This is a genomic window from Pseudomonas sp. BN606 (genome assembly GCF_029873115.1).
GTDB lineage: Bacteria > Pseudomonadota > Gammaproteobacteria > Pseudomonadales > Pseudomonadaceae > Metapseudomonas.
The window spans coordinates 19,529-38,833 of sequence record NZ_SSOF01000062.1 but is presented as its reverse complement, the minus strand read 5'-3'; the positions used below and the strand labels follow the sequence as shown (position 1 = coordinate 38,833).

Sequence of the window (19,305 nt, the reverse complement as noted above, 5' to 3'; positions counted from 1 at the left end):
GTTGTTTTCTCCACAGTGCAGGGTTGCTTATGCCTTGGCGCCGCCGCGTCATTCCGCCAGAAGCGGGTCCAGTGCGCGGACGTGCTCCACTTGCCAGCCGAGCGGCACCACATCGCCTACCGCCAGTGCGGGGTCGAGCTCAGCAATAGGTTGCTTGACGAAGAAATCGGGCTTGCCACAGACCTCCATGCGGATACGCACGTGGTCGCCCAGGTAGATGAACTCGGCGACGCGACCGGAAAAACGGTTCACGCAACTCTCGCTGTGACCGTTGATGCGCACGCGCTCGGGACGAATTGACAGGGTCACCGGCTCGCCCGGCTGGCCGACGTTTATTGCCAGGGCCTCGACCTTCTCACCACGGCCCAGGCGCACGACGCAACGTTCGCCGTCGCGGCTTTCCAGCTGGCCGTTCAGGCGATTGTTCTCACCGATGAAGTTGGCCACGAAGGTGTTCTTCGGCAGTTCGTAAAGCTCGCGCGGCGGAGCGATCTGCTGGATCTCGCCCTGGTGGAATACCGCCACACGGTCGGACATGGTCAGCGCCTCGCCCTGGTCGTGGGTCACGTAGACCACGGTGACGCCCAGGCGCTGATGGATGTGCTTGATCTCCATCTGCATGTGCTCACGCAACTGCTTATCCAGTGCACCGAGGGGCTCGTCCATCAACACGAGCTGGGGCTCGAACACCAGAGCACGGGCCAGGGCGACACGCTGCTGCTGGCCACCGGAAAGCTGGCCGGGGTAGCGATTGCGGAATGCATCCAGCTGGACCATGGAGAGAGCGCGCTTGACCCGCTCACTGGCGTCTGTCTTGCTCATGCCGCGCACAGAGAGCGGGAAGGCCAGGTTCTCGGCCACCGTCATGTGCGGGAACAGCGCGTAGTTCTGGAACACCATGCCAATGTCGCGCTTATGCGGAGGCACGTTGTTGATGGAACGACCGGCCAGGAGAATCTCGCCGCTGGTGGGGGTTTCGAACCCGGCGAGCATCATCAGGCTGGTGGTCTTGCCGGAGCCGGATGGCCCGAGCAGGGTGAGGAATTCGCCTTTGCGAATATCCAGGTTGAGGTCTTTGACGATCAGGGTCTCGCCGTCGTAGCTCTTCTGCACGCCGCGAAAGCTGACCAGGATGTCGTTGCCTTGTGTCTCGGCCATAACCGCACCTTTGTTTTTGTGTCTGCCGTAGTGGAAAGCGTAGAGAAGGCGGCAGGCCACGCAAATCGGGCGGTATGAGAGATTGCTATAAGGCTTGGAGAGGATTCCTTGTAGGGATCGCCCTACAATTCACAGCGCGATTGTCGGACATTCACAGCAGTTTGTGCTCGACCGCGTACTTCACCAGGTCCGCGACCGAGTGCATCCCCAGCTTCTGCATCAGGCGCGCCTTGTGGGTACTCACCGTCTTGCTGCTGACCGCCAGTTGCTGGGCGATTTCATTCACACCTTCGCCACGGACCAGACGCTCGAAAACCGAGAACTCGCGCTCCGAAAGCAGCGTATGGGCCGGGCGGGCATCGGTCAGCCCTACCTCGAAGACCATGCGGTCGGCCAGGTCCGGGTCGATGTAGCGACCACCCGAGGCCACCTTGCGGATGGCGGTGAGCAACAGGGCCGGGTCGCTGTCCTTGGTGGCGTAACCGGCGGCGCCGATCTTCAGCGCCCGCGCAGCCATCTGCGCTTCATCGTGCATCGATAGCACCAGCACCGCCGGCGGATTGCCGAGGGCGCGAATGCGCGGAATGGCTTCCAGTCCGTTGACACCGGGCATGGAGATATCCAGCAGCACTACCTCGCAGGGTGTCTGGCGCAGAACTTCCATTAGCTGCTCGCCGTTGCCGGCCTCCCCAACCACGCAGAGGTCCTTGGCAAGGCCAATCAGCTGCTTGATGCCCTCACGGACGATGGTGTGGTCTTCTGCCACCAGTACTCGGATCACGCCGCTTTCTCCTTATCCAACGCTACGCGCACGCAAAGGGTGGTGCCCTCGCCTGGCTGGCTCTCTATCTGCAGGCTGCCGCCCAGCATCAGCACGCGCTCGCGCATGCCCACCAGGCCGAATGAACTACCGCGTCTGGCGCCGGTATCGAACCCCCGGCCATCGTCGCTGATACGCAGGCAGAGCGCGCCATCTTCTTCGCTCAGGCGAACCGCGACAGTATGTGCCTCAGCGTGGCGCATGACGTTGGTCAGCGCCTCCTGCAGTACCCGGAACAAGCCTACAGCCTTGGCATCGGACAGCTGCGGCAACTGCTCAGGCACTTCCACCAGGCACGGTATCTGTGTTCGCGCTTCGAAGCGCCGGGCCTGCCACTCGATGGCCGAAGCGATGCCGGCATCGAGGATCGGCGGGCGCAACGCCGTCGCCACATCGCGTACCAGCTGGAAGAGCTGCGCAATCAGGCGTTTCATGCTGTCCAGACGGTCACGCAGGCCTGAGTCGAGCCCAGCGAAGGCCAGCTCGCACATGGAAGTCTCCAGCTTGAGCACGGTAAGCACCTGGCCCAGTTCGTCATGCACTTCGCGGGCAATGCGAGCCTTCTCTTCTTCACGCACGCTTTCCAGGTGCGCCGACAATTCCCGGAGTTGCGCACGGGAAGCCGCCAGCTCCAGCTCGATCTGCTTGTTCTCGGTGATATCCCAGACGACGCCGTCCCAGACCGCACGGCCATCTTCGAAGACCCGCGCACTCGCTTTGATATCCGCCCAGCGCAGAGCGCCATCACGAGTGAGAATTCGGCCCTGCCAGTGCCAGTCACGATCTGCATCCAGCGCCTGTAGCTGGCTTTCCCAGTAGCCGTCGCGGTCGTCTGGATGGACCAGACCGCGAATGCCACGGCCGGTACTCAGCAACTCGCTGGCGCTGTAGCCCACCAACCCTTCGCTGCCCTCACCGATGAACGCGAAAGCAGTTGGTGCGCCCGCTTTCGGCCGTTCCAGACGGAATACGAGCCCGGGAACGTTGGAGGCGATGCCCTTGAGGCGCGCTTCACTTTCTTCCACGGCCTCCCGGGCACGACGGCGCTCGGTGGCATCGGAGAGGAACACCACCAGGTATTCGGAGGAGCCGAAGCGCAGGAAGCTGAGCGACACATCCGCCGGAAGCCAGGAACCGTCTGGACGCAGGCAACGGGTCTCGAAACTCAGCGGGCCTTCGTCACTGTTGCGTGCGCGGCGCCAGAGATTGAGCCAGCGGTCCATGTTCAGCTCGGGCTGGAAATCCGCCAGAGGGCGATCCGCAAGACTGCCCGGCCGATAGCCGAGCATCTGTTCGGCGGCGCGGTTGGCGTAGCGCACATGGCTGTCCCAGTTCACCCAGAGTATGCCCAAGGTGCTCTGGTCGATGGAAAACTGGGTAAGGCGCAGGGCTTCTTCGGCCGCGTCGCGCAACTGCAGTGCGTGACGCGAATCCAGCAGTTGCCGCTCCAGTCGACGCTGCTGCCGCCGAAGCCAGGCGATGATGGCCGCCGCAGTGAGCAACAGCACGCCGAGCAAAAGGCTGAGGTTCTGCCAGAAGCCGCTGGATTCGCCGAGGCGGGGATAATGGGGCTGCAACCAGCGCTCATGCAGTTGGTCGAGGTCCTTTGGCGGCAAACTGCGCAGGGCGATATCGATGATGGCAGCCAGTTCCGGCCAATCACGTCTTGATGCAACGCGCAGCAACTGCGGAAAACCGATGTCCCCGACCACGGCCAGTCCGGTGAATTCCTGCTCGCGAGACAATCGGCTGAGCTGGGCCTCGTCGAGCACGGCATAGCGTACCTGCTCGGCAAGCAAGGCCTGCAGGGCCTGCCGCTCGCTGTCCATGGGCCTGAGGTTGAGGTTGGAGTAGGTCGAGCGCAGGTAATCGGCCACGGCGCTCGGATGACGCAGGGCTACAGGCGAAGTGGCGTCAAGCTGCTCCAGGTCCACTGAGGCATTGCCTTCGCGCTCGCCGACCAGCAACTGCGAGACGCGCATGTAGGGATCGGAGAACAGCCACAGACGCAGTCCGGCGGGCGTCTGCCCAAGTCCGGGGGCGAGGTCGATCTGTCCGGAGCGCAGGGCCTGCTCCAGTTCGCCGGGGCTGTCATAGGTGCGCCAGATCAGCTCGACGCCCATGGCCTTCGCGAGCCAGTTCATCAACTCGACGTTGGCACCCGAAAGCTGTTGCAGGCGACGATCCAGCTGGACGTAAGGTGCCTGCAGCACAGCACCAACGCGGAGCTGTCCATGGTTCTCGAGCCATTGCCGCTGCCCCTCGTCCAGGGGCAGCCCAGCTGGTGCAGCCAGTACAGGCATCGCCAGGCAGAAGGCGAACAGGAGGGAAAGGAGTGCACGGATCATCGAGGACCAACCGCAACAAGGGGAAACAGCCGACATACCTTACTCCAGCCAAGACGAACCATGCGAAGGCACGGCCTGACAAAAGACCATTGAGCCATTAGGCTCCTGTTTCCCAGCTCGACCAGGAATGTCCAGATGCTCCGCGCCATTCGCCTGCCCCTTGCGGCCCTTTGCCTCACCCTGCTGCCCGCCTCTCCTGCCGTGCTGGCGGAAGAGGGCTCCGCGGCAGCGCCCAAGGAACCTGCACCGGCAGTGGAACGGGCACCGCTGGAGGAACGTAGCCAAGAGGACTCCATCAGCCTGGAGCGCCAGATTCCGAGTAGAGAACAGCAACAACTCAAGGCTGGCGAGGAGCGCTTTCTCGCACTGTGGCAGCCTGCCAATGTCAGCGACCCCAGTGGGCTGGTGATCCTTCTACCCGGCGACGGCGAGACGGCCAACTGGCCGGAAGCGATCGGCCCACTGCGGCGCAGCCTGCCGAACTCCGGCTGGAGCACCCTCGCCCTGACGCTGCCAGACCCCAGCGACGACCCGCTGCCACCGCGCCCGCTGAAGACCGAGGAAACGACGAAGGCGGAACCTGCTGTGAGCCCCGAGAAAGCCCAGGAAGAGGGCCCGGCCAATACCGAGCAGGCTGGAAGCGCTGAACCCAGCACGGACCCGGCGCCTCCGCCGCAATCCCGCGACGCTATCCAGAAGACCCAGACAGACCGGGTGTTCGCCCGAATCGAGGCAGCCCTAGCCTTCGCGCGCCAACAGAAACCCAAGGCGATTGTGTTGCTGGGACACGGCACCGGTGCCTATTGGGCGACGCAGTACCTTGCCGCCAATGAGCCGAAGGATGTGCGCAATCTCCTCTTGGTGGCAGCGGAGCTGCCCGAAGGCTATGAGCCGGCGTTGGAGGATTCACTACCCGATTTGAAACTGGCCACCGGCGACTTCTACTACAAAGACCAGCCGGCTGACCGTGACGCCGCGCTGCGCCGTAGCCACGCGAGCAAGCGGCAGAAGCACCCGGCCTATATCCAGATCGCCATGAAGGGCCTTCCGGGCGATCGCGCCACCGAGCAGGAACAGCTTATCCGCCGTATTCGTGGCTGGTTGACCCTGCATCTGGAAGCAGGCGCCGGAAAGGCCTTGACCGACGGTTGAAAGCTCAGCGGAAACCGTGGCGCTCGCGGATCAGGTTGTAGGCACTATGCAACTCGCGGGTGCGATCAGTCGCGGCACGTACTACGGCAGGGCTGGCGCCTGAACCGGCCAGCTTGTCCGGGTGGTTCTGACTGAGCAGGCGACGGTATGCACGCTTGATCACCGCGGGTTCACAGTCGGCAGTCACGCCAAGCAGGGACAGGGCGTCTCTGTAGCTATTGCCACGCTTGGGAGGCAGGCCCTGGGGGGTGTCATAGCCCGCGCCGAGCGCCTCCACCTGGTGAGCCGCGAGCCCGAGCCAGCTTCCCCATTGCAGAATGAGCGCGCGCTCCCGCTGGCCGATCCGGCCATCTGCCGCCGCCATCTGCCAGCAGCTACGTAGCAAGCGCTCCACCGTTACCCGCTCGCCCTTCAGCTTGTGCAACGCCGGGTGCAGGTTGTCGCCACCCGACTTGCCCCGGCTGAAGGCTGCGATGGCCCGGCGGGTACCCGCTTCATCCAGACCGATGCGCTTCATCTCTGATCGCGCTTGCTGAATGTGTGCCTCCTGTACCCGACCGTCGCTCTTGGCCAGGCGCCCCAACAGGATGAACAGCAGGTCCTGTTGGTCGATAGCAGGGTCGCCACGCATGCGGGCACGCAACGCACCCCAGGAGTCCAGGTGCAGGCGCCGGTCAAGCACATGCCCCAGCAAACCGCCGAGCATGGCTCCCGGGATGTTCGCCAGGGCGAATCCCGCAGCAGCACCGATCAGGGTAGCTGGCCAGACCAACTCAAGCCTCCGTCATCAGCAGGCGTTCGACTTCCGCCAGGCGCTCGTGGGTACCGACGTCGACCCAACGCCCGGAGAAACGCTCGCCAGTCACCTGTCCAGCGGACATTGCCTGACGCAGCAACGGCGCCAGCTTGAAGGCGCCCGGCTGACACCCTTCAAACAGGCGCGGATGAATTACCGCAATTCCGCTGTAAGTGAGGCTGGGCTCGCCCGATACCGCATCACGCACACGACCATTCTCCAGCAGGAAGTCGCCGTGGGGATGGTGCGCCGGGTTGTCCACCAGCACCAGATGCGCCAGGCCGTCCAGTGGTTGGTGCAGATGGCTGAAATCGAAATCGGTCCAGACATCGCCATTCACGATCAGAAAAGGCTCATCTCCCAACAGTGGTAAGGCGCGAAAAATACCGCCGCCGGTTTCCAGGGGTTCGCCTTCTGCCGAGTAACGAATGGACAAGCCGAAGCGTGCGCCATCGCCCAGATGATCCTCGATCTGCTGGCCAAGCCAGGCATGGTTGATCACCAATTCCTGAAAGCCGGCCCTCGCCAGGGCGTTGAGGTGAAACTCGATCAGCGGGGTCCCGGCGGCGCGAACCAGGGGCTTTGGGGTATGCAGGGTAAGGGGACGCATGCGCTCGCCCTTACCCGCCGCGAGGATCATCGCCTTCATGGCTGAACGGCCTCGTCTCGGGGCAGGCTTGCCAGCAAATCACCCAACTCGGCCAATTCGGGACGGCGTTCGATCACTTCCTTTATATAGGCAAAAAATCGCGGCACATCGCCCAGGTACTTGGGCTTGCCATCGCGATGGCAGATACGCGCGAAAATGCCGATGACCTTGAGGTGACGCTGCACCCCCATCAGGTCGCTGGCGCGGCGGAACTCGGCGAAATCGGACTGGACCGGGATTCCCGCATCGCGGGCGAGGTTCCAATATCGCTCCAGCCAGCCGGCGACTCGTTCTTCAGGCCAACTGAGGAAGGCATCCTTGAACAGGCAGGTCACGTCGTAGGTCACCGGACCGTACACGGCGTCCTGGAAATCCAGCACGCCAGGGTTGGGGGTGCTGAGCATCAGGTTGCGCGGCATGTAGTCCCGGTGCACCAGCACTTGCGGCTGAGCCAGGGCGCTGCCGATCAGCAGGTCGGAAACGCGCTGCCAGGCTGCCAGGCGTTCACCTGCCAACTCGATACCCAGGTGACGTTGCAGGTACCACTCGGGGAAAAGCTGCAGCTCGCGGCGCAGCAAGGCGTCGTCGTAACTGGGCATGGGCACATCGAGGCTGCGTTTCTGGAATGTCAGCAGAGCCTGCAGGGCATCTTCGAACAACTGGTCGGCGTTATCGGCATCGATGACCTCGAGGTACGTCTGGCGTCCCAGGTCGTCGAGGATCAGGAAGCCTTGCTCCACATCGGCGGCAAGGATGCGGGGCACATGCACGCCTGCCTCGGCGAGCATTCCAGCCACCTTGACGAAAGGGCGGCAGTCCTCGCGGGGCGGAGGGGCATCCATCAGGATCAGGGTGCGGCCTTCGGCTTGCCAGCGGAAGTAGCGGCGGAAGCTGGCATCACTGCTGGCCGGGACCAGCTCGGCAGCCGGCACGGGGCCCCAGCCTTCGGCAGCAAACAGGGTGGGCAACTGCTGATCAAGCCACTGGCTCAGCTGCTGAAGTCGCAGGTCTTCATGGTGCATCGGGTGGTCTCCGGCGGCGCTAGCCGTTGTGCGGGTCATGCTTTATTATCCAGCATCTTTTTCAGCCCATCGAGAGGCGTGCGGCCCTAGCGGGTCGAAGGCGCGCAGGAAGCCCGGACTAACAAGATGGCAGTAAGATCCCCCGCGTTTCGTAGAAAGTTCCCTCTGCTGGTGACCGGCAGCCTGCTGGCCCTCCAGCCAGTAGCCACCTCATTCGTCGTCGCCGCAGAGCAATTCGACTGCCAGGCTTCCGCAACTGGCGGGTGGGCATGCGCCCCCAAAGCCAGCACCGAGAGCCTGCCGCCACGCCCCGTGCATAGCGGCAGCGCCGTGAGCTCGACCATTGGTGCCGCTCCGCAGGCCACCCAGAAAGGTGAGGCCGAAGGCAGTAAAGCCACCCTGGTGACCGAGGCAGAAGGCAAAGGCCTGGCAACCCGCAGCGCTGACTACAGTCACCTCGACTGGGTACCGCGCGACAAGCTCACACCCGCACAACTGGCCGAAGCCGGCCCTTACTGCGCCGGTGCCTACATCGAGCCGCCGCGTCCAGGCATGGACGACCGCACGCCGATGGAAGACGCGCCGACCTATATCTCCGCCAAGGCCTCGCGCTACGAGCAGGAGAAACAGGTCGCCACCCTCGCCGGTGATGTGGTCCTGCGCCAGGGCAGCATGCAGGTGGAGGCCGACGAGGCCAACCTGCACCAGGCGGAAAACCGTGGCGAGCTGGTCGGCAACGTCAAGCTGCGCGACAAGGGCGCCCTGGTTGTCGGCGACCGCGCCGAACTGCAACTGGACAACGGCGAAGCCAAGGTCGACAACGCCGAGTACGTCCTGCACCAGTCGCACACCCGCGGCAGCGCGCTGTACGCCAAGCGCCAGGAAGACGCGATCATCCGCCTGAAGGACGGCACCTACACCCGTTGCGAACCGGGTGACAACGCCTGGCACCTGAAGGGCAACAACATCAAGCTGAACCCGGCCACCGGTTTCGGCACTGCGACCAACGTCACCCTGCGGGTCAAGGACATTCCGGTGTTCTATACCCCGTACATCTATTTCCCGATCGACGATCGTCGCCAGTCCGGCTTCCTGCCGCCGACCATCGGCAGCAGCAGCGACACCGGCTTCCTGCTGGTCACGCCGTACTACTTCAACTTGGCGCCGAACTACGACGCCACCCTGTATCCGCGCTACATGGCCAAGCGCGGCCTGATGATGGAAGGCGAGTTCCGCTACCTGACCCACAGCAGCGAAGGCCAGTTGGGCGCCGCCTATCTCGATGACAAGGAAGACGAGCGCGAGCTCATGTCCGAGTACGAGAAGAAGCGCTGGCTGTACAACTGGAAGCACACCGGTGGCCTGGACTCCCGACTGCTGGCCGAAGTCGACTACACCGACATCAGCGATCCGTACTACTTCGACGACCTGGATACCGACCTGGGTGTGGACACCCCCACCTACGTCAACCAGCGCGGCACCCTGACCTATCGCGGCGATAGCTACACCGCGCGGTTGAATGCCCACGCCTACGAACTGGCGACCATTTCGGACATCACGCCGTATGACCGCCTGCCGCAGATCACTCTGAACGGTGCCTTGCCCTTCCAGCCCGGTGGCCTGAACTTCGCCTACAACACCGAGTTCGTGCGTTTCGACCGCAACTTGCGTGAAGGCCGTTTCACCGACATCGACGGCAACAACGACACGTTTTGGAATGACAACAACCTTAAGGGGCTGGCCCGCGCCAATGGCGACCGAACCTACCTAGAGCCAAGCGTCAGCCTACCGATGAATTGGACCTGGGGCTTCCTCAAGCCGCAAGTCAAGTACACCTATACCCAGTACGACCTGGACCTAGACCAGCAAGGAAAAACCTCTCTTTTTGCCGAGCAGTCTTTCCATGGCAGCCAGGATCGCCAGGTACCGATCTACAGCCTCGACAGCGGCCTTTTCTTCGACCGCAAGACCCAGTTCTTCGGCAAAAATTACACCCAGACCCTGGAACCACGTCTGTTCTACCTCTACGTACCGGAAGAGGACCAGACCGACATTCCGCTGTTCGACACCGGCGAATCGACCTTCAGCTACTCGTCGCTGTGGCGTGACAACCGCTTCAGTGGTCGCGACCGCATTGGCGACGCCAACCAGCTATCCCTAGGAGCAACCAATCGCTGGATCGAGTCGAACGGCTTCGAGCGGCAACGATTCAGCATCGGCCAGGCCTTCTACTTCAAGGATCGAGAAGTAACCCTGCCGGACAATTTCAGCGGACGCCCAGGCACATCTCCAATGAAGGATCGTGCGGACTATACGTCGTCGGTCTCCCCCTACGCGCTGGAGTACATGTACCGCTTCAACCGCGACTGGCGCTTCAATTCGGACTTCAACTGGGACCCGGACTCCCACCGCACCCGCTCCGGCAGTGCGATGTTCCACTACCAGCCTGAAGACAATCCGAACAAGGTGGTCAACGCTGGCTATCGCTACCGCAATGACACCATCCGCTTCGACCAGTCCACCGGTACCTGGAACGTAGGCGGTGGCGACTTCGGTACTCCGGGCACCCCGGGCTTCATCGAGGACTACTACAAGATCAGCCAACATGACTTTTCCGTCATCTGGCCGGTGGTCCCACAGTGGAGCGCCATCGCTCGCTGGCAGTACGACTACAACCGCAACCGTACGCTGGAAGCCTTTGGCGGCTTCGAGTACGACAGTTGCTGCTGGAAGCTGCGCCTGATCAACCGCTACTGGGTCGACTACGACGAATTCGACCAGACACCGGACCCGACCAACGAAAGCGGCGACCGCGGGATCTTCCTGCAGATCGTCCTCAAAGGTCTCGGTGGCGTCGTGGGCAACCAGACCGAAAGCTTCCTGGATAAAGGCATTCAAGGTTACCGTGAACGTGAAGACCAAGCTCTCTGATTGTCTGCGCCCACTGCTGTTGGGTGCCCTGATCCTCGGCGGCCTCGCGCACGCCGAGGTTCGCTCCATCGACCGTGTGGTCGCCATTGTCGACAACGATGTGATCATGCAGAGCCAGCTGGACCAGCGCCTGCGTGAAGTACAGCAAACCATCGCCAAGCGCGGTGCTTCCCTGCCGCCTGAGCACGTGCTCAGCCAGCAGGTGCTGGAGCGCCTGATCATCGAGAACATCCAGCTGCAGATTGGCGATCGCTCCGGCATCCGTATCGCTGACGAAGAACTGAACCAGGCCATCGAAGCCATCGCCCAGCGCAATGGCATGACGGTCGAGCAGTTCCGCGGCGCGCTCGCTCGTGACGGTCTGTCCTATGACGATGCACGCGACCAGGTTCGTCGCGAAATGGTCATCAGTCGTGTACGCCAGCGCCGCGTGGCTGAACGTATCCAGGTCACCGATCAGGAAGTACAGAACTTCCTGACTTCCGATATGGGCAAGATCCAGCTGTCGGAAGAGTTTCGCCTGGCCAACATCCTGATCCCTGTACCGGAAGGCTCCTCGCCCAGCACCATCCAGGCTGCCGAGCGCCAGGCCCAGGAGCTGTACCAGCAGCTCCAGCAAGGCGCCGACTTCGCCCAGCTGGCCATTTCTCGCTCCGCCGGCGAAACCGCTCTGGAAGGCGGCGAAATTGGCTGGCGCAAGGCGGCCCAATTGCCCCCGCCCTTCGACGGCATGATCAGCGCCCTGCGGCCCGGCCAGGTTACCGAGCCCGTCCGCACTCCGGGCGGCTTCATTATCCTGAAGCTGCTGGATAAGCGCGGTGGCGACACCCTGGTTCGCGACGAAGTGCATGTTCGCCACATCCTGCTCAAGCCCAGTGAAATTCGCAGCGAAGCAGACACCAAGCGCCTTGCCGAGCGTCTTTACGAGCGCATCCAATCTGGCGAAGACTTCGGCGAACTGGCCAAGAGCTTCTCCGAAGACCCGGGTTCGGCCCTCAACGGCGGCGACCTGAATTGGATCGACCCCAATGCCCTGGTGCCGGAGTTCCGCGAAGTCATGGGCAAGACCCCAGCCGGCGAGCTCTCCAAGCCGTTCAAGAGCGCCTATGGCTGGCATGTACTGGAAGTGATGGGTCGCCGCGCTACCGACAGCAGCGAGAAGTTCCGCGAACAGCAGGCCATGAACATCCTGCGCAACCGCAAATACGACGAAGAACTGCAGGCCTGGCTGCGCCAGATCCGCGACGAAGCCTACGTCGAAACCAAGCTGTAAATCCCAAGCGAGTCTCAGCCGTGCGCTGGCGGTACAATCCCCGCCAGCGTATCGGCCCCCTGCACAGGACTCGCCATGACTCCCCTTCGTTTCGCGCTCACCCCCGGTGAACCCGCCGGCATCGGTCCCGACCTCTGCCTGCTCCTCTCCCGCACTGCCCAACCTCATGCCCTGATTGCCGTCGCCAGCCGCGAACTGCTTGCACAGCGTGCTGCCGAATTGGGCCTGCCCACTCAGCTGATTGACGTCGATCCGGCCCGGCTACCAGAAACACCAGCCCCTGCTGGCAGCCTGTATGTGTGGGACACGCCTCTGCGCACCCCGGCCATTCCCGGCCAACTGTCGCCGTCCAATGCTGACTATGTGCTGGAAACCTTGACCCGCGCAGGTCAGGGCTGCCTCGACGGGCTGTTCGCCGGGATGATCACCGCGCCAGTGCACAAGGGCGTGATCAATGAAGCCGGCATTGCCTTCTCCGGGCATACCGAGTTCCTCGCCGACCTCACCGCGACCCGCCAGGTGGTGATGATGCTGGCAACTCGCGGCCTGCGCGTAGCCCTGGTGACCACTCACCTGCCCCTCAAGGACGTCGCCGCGGCAATTACCCCGGAGCGACTGCAACGCGTCAGCCGCATCCTGCATGCCGACCTGGTGAACAAGTTCGGCATCACCCAGCCACGCATTCTGGTCTGCGGCCTGAACCCGCACGCGGGTGAAGGCGGCCACCTCGGCCGGGAAGAGCTGGAGGTCATCGAGCCAACCCTGGAAGGCCTGCGCGCCGAAGGACTGAACCTGATCGGCCCGCTACCGGCCGACACATTGTTCACGCCGAAGCACCTCGAACATTGCGACGCAGTGCTCGCCATGTACCACGACCAAGGCCTGCCGGTGCTGAAGTACAAGGGCTTCGGCGCAGCGGTGAACGTTACCCTGGGTCTGCCGATCATTCGTACCTCGGTGGACCATGGCACCGCGCTGGACTTGGCCGGCACTGGCCGCATCGATTGCGGCAGCCTGGAAGTCGCCCTGGAGACGGCCTACCAGATGGCGGCCGCACAGCAACGCAGTCATTGATCCAGCCTCCCGCGCCGCTTTAACGTCCTGTCTTAGGCGGCGCGGGCTGGGGCCTGATAAACTGCGCGATTCAGTTTCCACGCCAGGCCCTTCGGCCTGGCCTCAAGGCCCGGAGCCTTCGATGTCCGAACACTACCAACACCGCGCGCGCAAGCGCTTCGGCCAGAACTTCCTGCACGACGCTGGCGTCATCTATCGCATCCTGCGCAGCATCCACGCCCGCGAAGGCGAGCGCCTGCTGGAAATCGGCCCAGGCCAGGGCGCGCTCACCGAAGGTTTGCTTGGCAGTGGTGCCCAGCTCGATGTGATCGAACTGGACCTCGACCTGATCCCCATCCTGCAGCACAAGTTCGGTCAGCTGCCCAACTTCCGCCTCAATCAGGGCGATGCACTGAAGTTCGACTTCCGCCGGCTCGACGCCGAACCACACAGCCTGCGGGTAGTGGGCAACCTTCCGTACAACATTTCCACGCCGCTGATCTTCCACCTGCTGGACCACGCAGACCTTATCCGCGACATGCACTTCATGCTGCAAAAGGAAGTGGTGGAGCGCCTGGCTGCCGAGCCGGGCGGCGGCGACTGGGGCCGGCTTTCGATCATGGTCCAGTACCACTGCCGCGTGGAGCACCTGTTCAATGTCGGCCCAGGCGCGTTCAATCCGCCGCCCAAGGTGGATTCAGCCATCGTGAGGCTGGTTCCGCACGAGGTCCTGCCGCATCCGGCCAAGGACGTCGCCCTGCTTGAGCGCGTGGTGCGTGAAGCCTTCAACCAACGCCGCAAGACCTTGCGCAATACGCTCAAAGGCCTTCTGGACGCCGCCGCAATCGAAGCGGCTGGTGTCGACGGCGGTCTGCGTCCGGAACAATTGGACCTCGCTGCCTTTGTCCGCCTGGCTGATCAACTGGCTGCAGCAGACCCCAAACCCTAGACTCATATCCAGCTACTCGAGAGCCTTCGCGTGTCCGATCCCCGATACAAGGTCGACGTCAGTGTCGTCACCCGCTTCCTCCCGGAACAATCGCAGCCGGACGAGAATCGCTTTGCCTTCGCGTACACCGTGACCATCCACAACAACGGCGAGCTGCCCGCCAAGCTGCTTACCCGTCACTGGGTGATCACCGACGGCGACGGCCATGTGCAGGAAGTCCGAGGTGCCGGCGTAGTCGGCCAGCAGCCCCTGATCGACCCGGGCGCCAGCCATACCTACACCAGCGGTACCGTCATGGCCACACGAGTCGGCAGCATGCAGGGCAGCTACCAGATGGTCGCCGACGACGGCAAACGCTTCGATGCCATCATCGCGCCCTTCCGCCTCGCCGTTCCCGGCTCGCTGCACTGAGAGAACCGGCATGACGACCTATGCAGTTGGCGATCTCCAGGGTTGCCTGGATCAGCTGAAGTGCCTGCTGGAGCGGGTGCAATTCGACCCGGCGAAGGACGAACTCTGGCTAGTGGGCGATCTGGTCAATCGCGGCCCGAAGTCGCTGGAAACCCTGCGCTTCCTATATTCGATCCGCGACTCCGTGGTCTGTGTGCTGGGCAACCATGACCTGCACCTTCTGGCCGTGGCCAACAACATAGAGCGACTGCGCAAGGCCGATACCTTGCGCGAGATCCTCGAAGCACCGGACTGCGCCGAACTGCTGGACTGGCTACGCCAGCAGAAACTGCTGCACTACGACGAGCAACGGGATATCGCCCTCGTTCACGCCGGCATCCCACCCCAGTGGTCGCTCAAGAAGGCGCTGAAACGTGCCGCCGAAGTAGAGGAGGCGCTGCGGGACGATGCCCGCCTGCCCCTCTTTCTCGACGGCATGTATGGCAACGAGCCAGCCAAGTGGGACAGCGACCTCCACGGCGTCACGCGCCTGCGGGTCATTACCAACTACTTCACGCGCATGCGCTTCTGCCGTGCCGATGGCACCCTGGACCTCAAATCCAAGGAAGGCCTGGACACGGCGCCTCCGGGATTTGCCCCCTGGTTCAGCTTCCCCGAGCGCAAGACCCGTGGGCAGAAGATCATCTTCGGCCACTGGGCAGCCCTGGAAGGCAAATGCAATGAACCCGGCCTGTACGCTCTCGATACTGGTTGCGTCTGGGGCGGCAGCATGACTCTTTTGAATATCGACAGTGGCGAGCAAATCAGCTGCAGCTGCGAGGAGAACCGCCATGAGTGAATTCAAACGCATCCTGCCTGAACAGGCGCAGACCCTGCGCGAACAAGGCGCCGTGGTCGTGGATATCCGCGACCCGCAGAGCTTCGCCCTGGGTCACATCAGCGGCTCGCACCACCTGGACAATTACTCCCTGCCTGACTTCATCGCCCAGGCCGACTTCGAAAAGCCGCTGATCGTTACCTGCTATCACGGCAACTCCAGCCAAGGCGCGGCCGCCTATCTTGCCCATCAGGGCTTCTCCGAGGTCTACAGCCTCGATGGCGGCTTCGAACTGTGGCGCAGCGTCTATCCCGGGGAAGTCGCCCAGGGCAGCGTCGAATAAAATTTTTTCGGTGAGGCGCAACCCCGCGCCATCACTGGCTTGGCGTCACTTCTCCGACGGACGGTAATCCCCTGTTATCGTCCCGTAACGCTTGACCTTGCCGATAACGAACTACTCTTAGCTCAGGCCATCCAAAAAAGGGGAGAGCCGGTACACCGGTTCCGGGCCATCGGCAGCGACCATTCAGGTGTTCTGGGGGATTTCAATCGGCCGACCTTCTTCGGCTGACTGCCCGCACCCGCATAACCGACCCCGCGCCGGCTTCCTGATTCCAGCGAGGTGACGTCATGAGCATTTTCAGCCACTTCCAACAACGCTTCGAAGCGACTCGCCAGGAGGAATATTCCCTTCAGGAATACCTCGACCTGTGCAAGCAGGACCGCAGCGCCTACGCCACCGCCGCCGAACGTATGCTCATGGCCATCGGTGACCCGGAACTGCTCGACACCTCGCTCGATCCGAGGTTGTCACGGATCTTCTCCAACAAGGTGATCCGTCGCTACCCGGCCTTTGCCGACTTCCATGGCATGGAAGAGTGCATCGACCAGATCGTTTCCTACTTCCGCCACGCTGCCCAAGGCCTGGAAGAGAAGAAGCAAATTCTCTATCTACTTGGCCCAGTGGGTGGTGGTAAGTCGTCCCTGGCGGAAAAGCTCAAGCAGCTCATGGAGCGCGTTCCCTTCTACGCCATCAAGGGCTCGCCGGTGTTCGAATCGCCTCTCGGACTGTTCAACGCGGATGAGGACGGTGCCATCCTCGAAGAGGAATACGGCATCCCACGTCGCTACCTGCGTTCAGTGATCTCGCCCTGGGCGACCAAGCGCCTGAATGAGTATGGCGGCGATATCAGCAAGTTCCGCGTGGTCAAACTCTATCCATCGATCCTCAACCAGATCGCCATCGCCAAGACCGAGCCCGGTGACGAGAACAACCAGGACATTTCTGCCCTGGTGGGTAAGGTGGATATCCGCAAGCTCGAGGAATTCCCACAGAACGACGCCGACGCCTACAGCTTTTCGGGCGCGCTGTGCCGGGCCAACCAGGGCCTGATGGAATTCGTCGAGATGTTCAAGGCGCCGATCAAGGTGCTGCACCCGTTGCTGACCGCTACCCAGGAAGGCAATTACAACAGCACCGAGGGCCTGGGCGGCTTGCCCTTCAGCGGCATCATCCTGGCCCACTCCAACGAATCGGAATGGCACAGCTTCCGCAATAACAAGAACAACGAAGCCTTCATCGACCGGATCTACATCGTCAAGGTGCCCTACTGCCTGCGGGTTGCCGACGAGATCAAGATCTACGACAAACTGCTCGTCGGCAGCTCCCTGGCCCATGCCCACTGCGCGCCGGACACCCTGCGCATGCTTGCACAGTTCTCGGTGCTGTCACGCCTGAAGGAACCGGAGAACTCCAACATCTATTCGAAGATGCGTGTCTACGACGGTGAGAACCTTAAAGACACCGACCCGAAGGCCAAGTCGATCCAGGAGTATCGCGATACCGCAGGCGTAGACGAAGGCATGAACGGACTCTCGACCCGTTTCGCCTTCAAGATCCTCTCCAAGGTATTCAACTTCGACCCGCACGAAGTGGCAGCCAACCCGGTGCACCTGCTCTATGTGCTGGAGCAACAGATCGAGCAGGAACAGTTCCCGGCAGAGATGCGTGAGCGCTACCTGCGCTACATCAAGGAATACCTGGCCCCGCGCTACATCGAGTTCATCGGCAAGGAAATCCAGACGGCCTATCTCGAGTCCTACAGCGAGTACGGCCAGAACATCTTCGACCGCTATGTGCTGTATGCGGACTTCTGGATCCAGGATCAGGAATACCGCGATCCGGAAACTGGCGAGATCCTCAATCGCGTAGCCCTGAACGAGGAGCTGGAGAAGATCGAGAAGCCGGCCGGCATCAGCAACCCGAAGGACTTCCGCAACGAGATCGTCAATTTCGTGCTGCGCGCCCGGGCCAACAACAACGGCAAGAACCCCAGCTGGCTGAGCTACGAGAAGCTGCGCGTGGTCATCGAGAAGAAAATGTTCTCCAACACCGAGGATCTCCTGCCGGTCATCAGCTTCAATGCCAAGGGGAGCAAGGAGGAGCAGCAGAAACACAACGACTTCGTCAAACGCATGGTCGAGCGCGGCTATACGGAGAAACAGGTACGCCTGCTGTCCGAATGGTACCTGCGGGTACGCAAGTCGCAGTAAAACAGTCTCAAGCTGCAAGCCAGGAACACGCCAGCCGGAGGCGCCGTCTCGTACGGCGTCCTCCGCGCTTTGCAGCCTGAAGCTCCCCGGAGGGGTCTATGAGTTACGTCATCGACAGGCGATTGAACGGGAAGAACAAGAGCACCGTGAACCGGCAGCGGTTCCTGCGGCGCTACCGCGAGCACATCAAGAAGGCCGTGGAGGAGGCCGTCAGCCGCCGTTCCATCACCGATATGGAGCATGGCGAACAGATCAGCATCCCCGGTCGTGACATCGACGAGCCCGTCCTGCATCACGGTCGCGGTGGTCGCCAGACCATCGTCCACCCTGGCAACAAGGAGTTCACCAGCGGTGACCGCATCCCTCGCCCTCAGGGTGGCGGAGGTGGGCGTGGTGGCGGCAAGGCAAGCAACCAGGGCGAGGGGATGGACGATTTCGTCTTCCAGATCACTCAGGAGGAGTTCCTCGACTTCATGTTCGAGGACCTTGAGCTACCCAACCTGGTAAAGCGCCACCTCACCGGCTCCGACACATTCAAGACTGTCCGCGCCGGGATCAGCAATGAGGGCAATCCATCGCGGATCAACATCGTCCGCACCCTTCGCTCGGCCCACGCCCGTCGCATCGCACTTTCCGGCAGTAGCCGCGGCAAGCTGAAAGAGGCGAAAGCGGAGCTGGAGCGCCTGAAGCGCGAGGAACCGGACAACTTCGGCGATATCCAGGAGCTTGAGGCGGAAATCGCCAGGCTTCGCGCCAGAATCGAGCGAGTCCCCTTCCTCGACACCTTCGACCTCAAGTACAACCTGCTGGTCAAGCAGCCCAATCCCTCGTCCAAGGCGGTGATGTTCTGCCTGATGGACGTGTCCGGCTCCATGACCCAGGCCACCAAGGACATCGCCAAGCGCTTCTTCATCCTCCTGTACCTCTTCCTCAAGCGGAACTACGACAAGATCGAGGTCGTGTTCATCCGCCATCACACCAGCGCCCGCGAGGTGGACGAGGAGGAATTCTTCTATTCCCGGGAAACCGGCGGCACCATAGTCTCCAGCGCACTCAAGCTGATGCAGGAGATCATGGCAGAGCGCTACCCCATCAACGAATGGAACATTTACGCCGCCCAGGCTTCGGACGGCGACAACTGGAACGACGATTCACCCATCTGCCGGGATATCCTGATCAAGCAGATCATGCCGTTCGTGCAGTACTACACCTACGTCGAGATCACACCGCGCGAGCACCAGGCGCTGTGGTACGAGTACGAACAGGTCTGCGAAGCGTTCGGCGATACCTTCGCCCAGCAACAGATCGTCTCGGCGGCGGATATCTACCCGGTGTTCCGCGAGCTGTTCCATCGCAGGCTCGTGACCTGAGGG

The 19,305-nt window shown here is 62.3% G+C and carries 16 protein-coding genes; 10 read left to right on the top strand and 6 right to left on the bottom strand.

What is annotated here, in order from left to right:
* Window positions 1-48 precede the first annotated feature (48 nt).
* From E8E75_RS11065 to E8E75_RS11055, 3 genes are all read right to left on the bottom strand, one after another.
* Window positions 49-1,158 carry an ABC transporter ATP-binding protein gene (locus E8E75_RS11065; RefSeq protein WP_077520863.1) on the bottom strand — a complete coding sequence of 370 codons (1,110 nt, stop codon included), beginning with the start codon at window positions 1,156-1,158 and terminating at the stop codon, window positions 49-51.
* 151 nt (window positions 1,159-1,309) lie between these two features.
* Complete coding sequence (locus E8E75_RS11060) at window positions 1,310-1,939, bottom strand: response regulator transcription factor (protein ID WP_120653308.1); 630 nt, start codon at window positions 1,937-1,939, stop codon at window positions 1,310-1,312.
* Complete coding sequence (locus E8E75_RS11055; protein ID WP_153920446.1) at window positions 1,936-4,326, bottom strand: sensor histidine kinase; 2,391 nt, start codon at window positions 4,324-4,326, stop codon at window positions 1,936-1,938. The genes E8E75_RS11060 and E8E75_RS11055 overlap by 4 nt, the downstream gene beginning before the upstream one ends.
* A 135-nt stretch (window positions 4,327-4,461) precedes the next feature.
* Between E8E75_RS11055 and E8E75_RS11050 the strand changes: the two genes are divergently transcribed.
* Window positions 4,462-5,478: an alpha/beta hydrolase family protein gene (locus tag E8E75_RS11050; RefSeq protein ID WP_120653310.1), complete on the top strand. Its 1,017-nt coding sequence runs from the start codon at window positions 4,462-4,464 to the stop codon at window positions 5,476-5,478.
* A 4-nt stretch (window positions 5,479-5,482) separates the two neighbouring features.
* On the opposite strand, the gene E8E75_RS11045 is transcribed toward E8E75_RS11050, so the two are convergent.
* The 3 genes from E8E75_RS11045 to E8E75_RS11035 are packed head-to-tail and all read right to left on the bottom strand — an operon-like array spanning window position 5,483 to window position 7,945.
* Entirely contained in the window at window positions 5,483-6,250 is a 768-nt protein-coding gene (locus E8E75_RS11045) for a TerB family tellurite resistance protein (protein WP_120653311.1), read from the bottom strand.
* A 1-nt stretch (window position 6,251) separates the two neighbouring features.
* Entirely contained in the window at window positions 6,252-6,923 is a 672-nt protein-coding gene (murU, locus tag E8E75_RS11040; protein ID WP_120653312.1) for an N-acetylmuramate alpha-1-phosphate uridylyltransferase MurU, read from the bottom strand.
* The gene (locus E8E75_RS11035) at window positions 6,920-7,945 is read right to left on the bottom strand and encodes a phosphotransferase (protein WP_153920472.1); all 1,026 of its coding nucleotides are present in this window, start codon (window positions 7,943-7,945) and stop codon (window positions 6,920-6,922) included. The genes murU and E8E75_RS11035 overlap by 4 nt, the downstream gene beginning before the upstream one ends.
* Window positions 7,946-8,071: 126 nt before the next feature.
* Between E8E75_RS11035 and E8E75_RS11030 the strand changes: the two genes are divergently transcribed.
* The 9 genes from E8E75_RS11030 to E8E75_RS10990 all read left to right on the top strand — a co-directional run bounded on the left by E8E75_RS11030 (window position 8,072) and on the right by E8E75_RS10990 (window position 19,302).
* Window positions 8,072-10,876: an LPS-assembly protein LptD gene (locus E8E75_RS11030; protein WP_153920444.1), complete on the top strand. Its 2,805-nt coding sequence runs from the start codon at window positions 8,072-8,074 to the stop codon at window positions 10,874-10,876.
* Window positions 10,857-12,149 (top strand): peptidylprolyl isomerase, encoded by a 1,293-nt coding sequence (locus E8E75_RS11025; RefSeq protein ID WP_280358733.1) that lies wholly within the window; start codon window positions 10,857-10,859, stop codon window positions 12,147-12,149. Before E8E75_RS11030 ends, E8E75_RS11025 begins: the two co-directional genes overlap by 20 nt.
* A 75-nt stretch (window positions 12,150-12,224) precedes the next feature.
* Entirely contained in the window at window positions 12,225-13,223 is a 999-nt protein-coding gene (gene pdxA, locus E8E75_RS11020; RefSeq protein WP_153920442.1) for a 4-hydroxythreonine-4-phosphate dehydrogenase PdxA, read from the top strand.
* A 121-nt stretch (window positions 13,224-13,344) separates the two neighbouring features.
* Window positions 13,345-14,151, top strand: a complete 807-nt coding sequence (rsmA, locus tag E8E75_RS11015; RefSeq protein WP_120653316.1) for a 16S rRNA (adenine(1518)-N(6)/adenine(1519)-N(6))-dimethyltransferase RsmA — start codon at window positions 13,345-13,347, stop codon at window positions 14,149-14,151.
* Window positions 14,152-14,181: 30 nt separating this feature from the next.
* Window positions 14,182-14,562, top strand: a complete 381-nt coding sequence (gene apaG, locus E8E75_RS11010) for a Co2+/Mg2+ efflux protein ApaG (RefSeq protein WP_120653317.1) — start codon at window positions 14,182-14,184, stop codon at window positions 14,560-14,562.
* Between the two features lie 10 nt (window positions 14,563-14,572).
* Window positions 14,573-15,400 carry a symmetrical bis(5'-nucleosyl)-tetraphosphatase gene (locus tag E8E75_RS11005; RefSeq protein ID WP_153920440.1) on the top strand — a complete coding sequence of 276 codons (828 nt, stop codon included), beginning with the start codon at window positions 14,573-14,575 and terminating at the stop codon, window positions 15,398-15,400.
* Window positions 15,393-15,722, top strand: a complete 330-nt coding sequence (gene glpE / locus E8E75_RS11000) for a thiosulfate sulfurtransferase GlpE (protein WP_153920438.1) — start codon at window positions 15,393-15,395, stop codon at window positions 15,720-15,722. The genes E8E75_RS11005 and glpE overlap by 8 nt, the downstream gene beginning before the upstream one ends.
* A gap of 287 nt (window positions 15,723-16,009) precedes the next feature.
* Window positions 16,010-17,932, top strand: coding sequence for a PrkA family serine protein kinase (locus tag E8E75_RS10995; RefSeq protein WP_120653320.1), 1,923 nt, complete (start codon window positions 16,010-16,012; stop codon window positions 17,930-17,932).
* Window positions 17,933-18,030: 98 nt separating this feature from the next.
* Window positions 18,031-19,302, top strand: coding sequence for a YeaH/YhbH family protein (locus E8E75_RS10990; protein ID WP_120653321.1), 1,272 nt, complete (start codon window positions 18,031-18,033; stop codon window positions 19,300-19,302).
* The last annotated feature ends 3 nt before the right edge of the window (window positions 19,303-19,305 follow it).

What these genes read in the sequence shown, in the direction of transcription:
- E8E75_RS10990 (WP_120653321.1), top strand. Translation starts at nt 18,031, where the DNA reads ATGAGTTACGTCATCGACAGGCGATTGAACGGGAAGAACAAGAGCACC.
- E8E75_RS11055 (WP_153920446.1), bottom strand. Translation starts at nt 4,326, where the DNA reads ATGATCCGTGCACTCCTTTCCCTCCTGTTCGCCTTCTGCCTGGCGATG.
- glpE (WP_153920438.1), top strand. Translation starts at nt 15,393, where the DNA reads ATGAGTGAATTCAAACGCATCCTGCCTGAACAGGCGCAGACCCTGCGC.
- E8E75_RS11035 (WP_153920472.1), bottom strand. Translation starts at nt 7,945, where the DNA reads ATGCACCATGAAGACCTGCGACTTCAGCAGCTGAGCCAGTGGCTTGAT.
- E8E75_RS11065 (WP_077520863.1), bottom strand. Translation starts at nt 1,158, where the DNA reads ATGGCCGAGACACAAGGCAACGACATCCTGGTCAGCTTTCGCGGCGTG.
- E8E75_RS11005 (WP_153920440.1), top strand. Translation starts at nt 14,573, where the DNA reads ATGACGACCTATGCAGTTGGCGATCTCCAGGGTTGCCTGGATCAGCTG.
- rsmA (WP_120653316.1), top strand. Translation starts at nt 13,345, where the DNA reads ATGTCCGAACACTACCAACACCGCGCGCGCAAGCGCTTCGGCCAGAAC.
- E8E75_RS11030 (WP_153920444.1), top strand. Translation starts at nt 8,072, where the DNA reads ATGGCAGTAAGATCCCCCGCGTTTCGTAGAAAGTTCCCTCTGCTGGTG.
- E8E75_RS11050 (WP_120653310.1), top strand. Translation starts at nt 4,462, where the DNA reads ATGCTCCGCGCCATTCGCCTGCCCCTTGCGGCCCTTTGCCTCACCCTG.
- murU (WP_120653312.1), bottom strand. Translation starts at nt 6,923, where the DNA reads ATGAAGGCGATGATCCTCGCGGCGGGTAAGGGCGAGCGCATGCGTCCC.
- E8E75_RS10995 (WP_120653320.1), top strand. Translation starts at nt 16,010, where the DNA reads ATGAGCATTTTCAGCCACTTCCAACAACGCTTCGAAGCGACTCGCCAG.
- pdxA (WP_153920442.1), top strand. Translation starts at nt 12,225, where the DNA reads ATGACTCCCCTTCGTTTCGCGCTCACCCCCGGTGAACCCGCCGGCATC.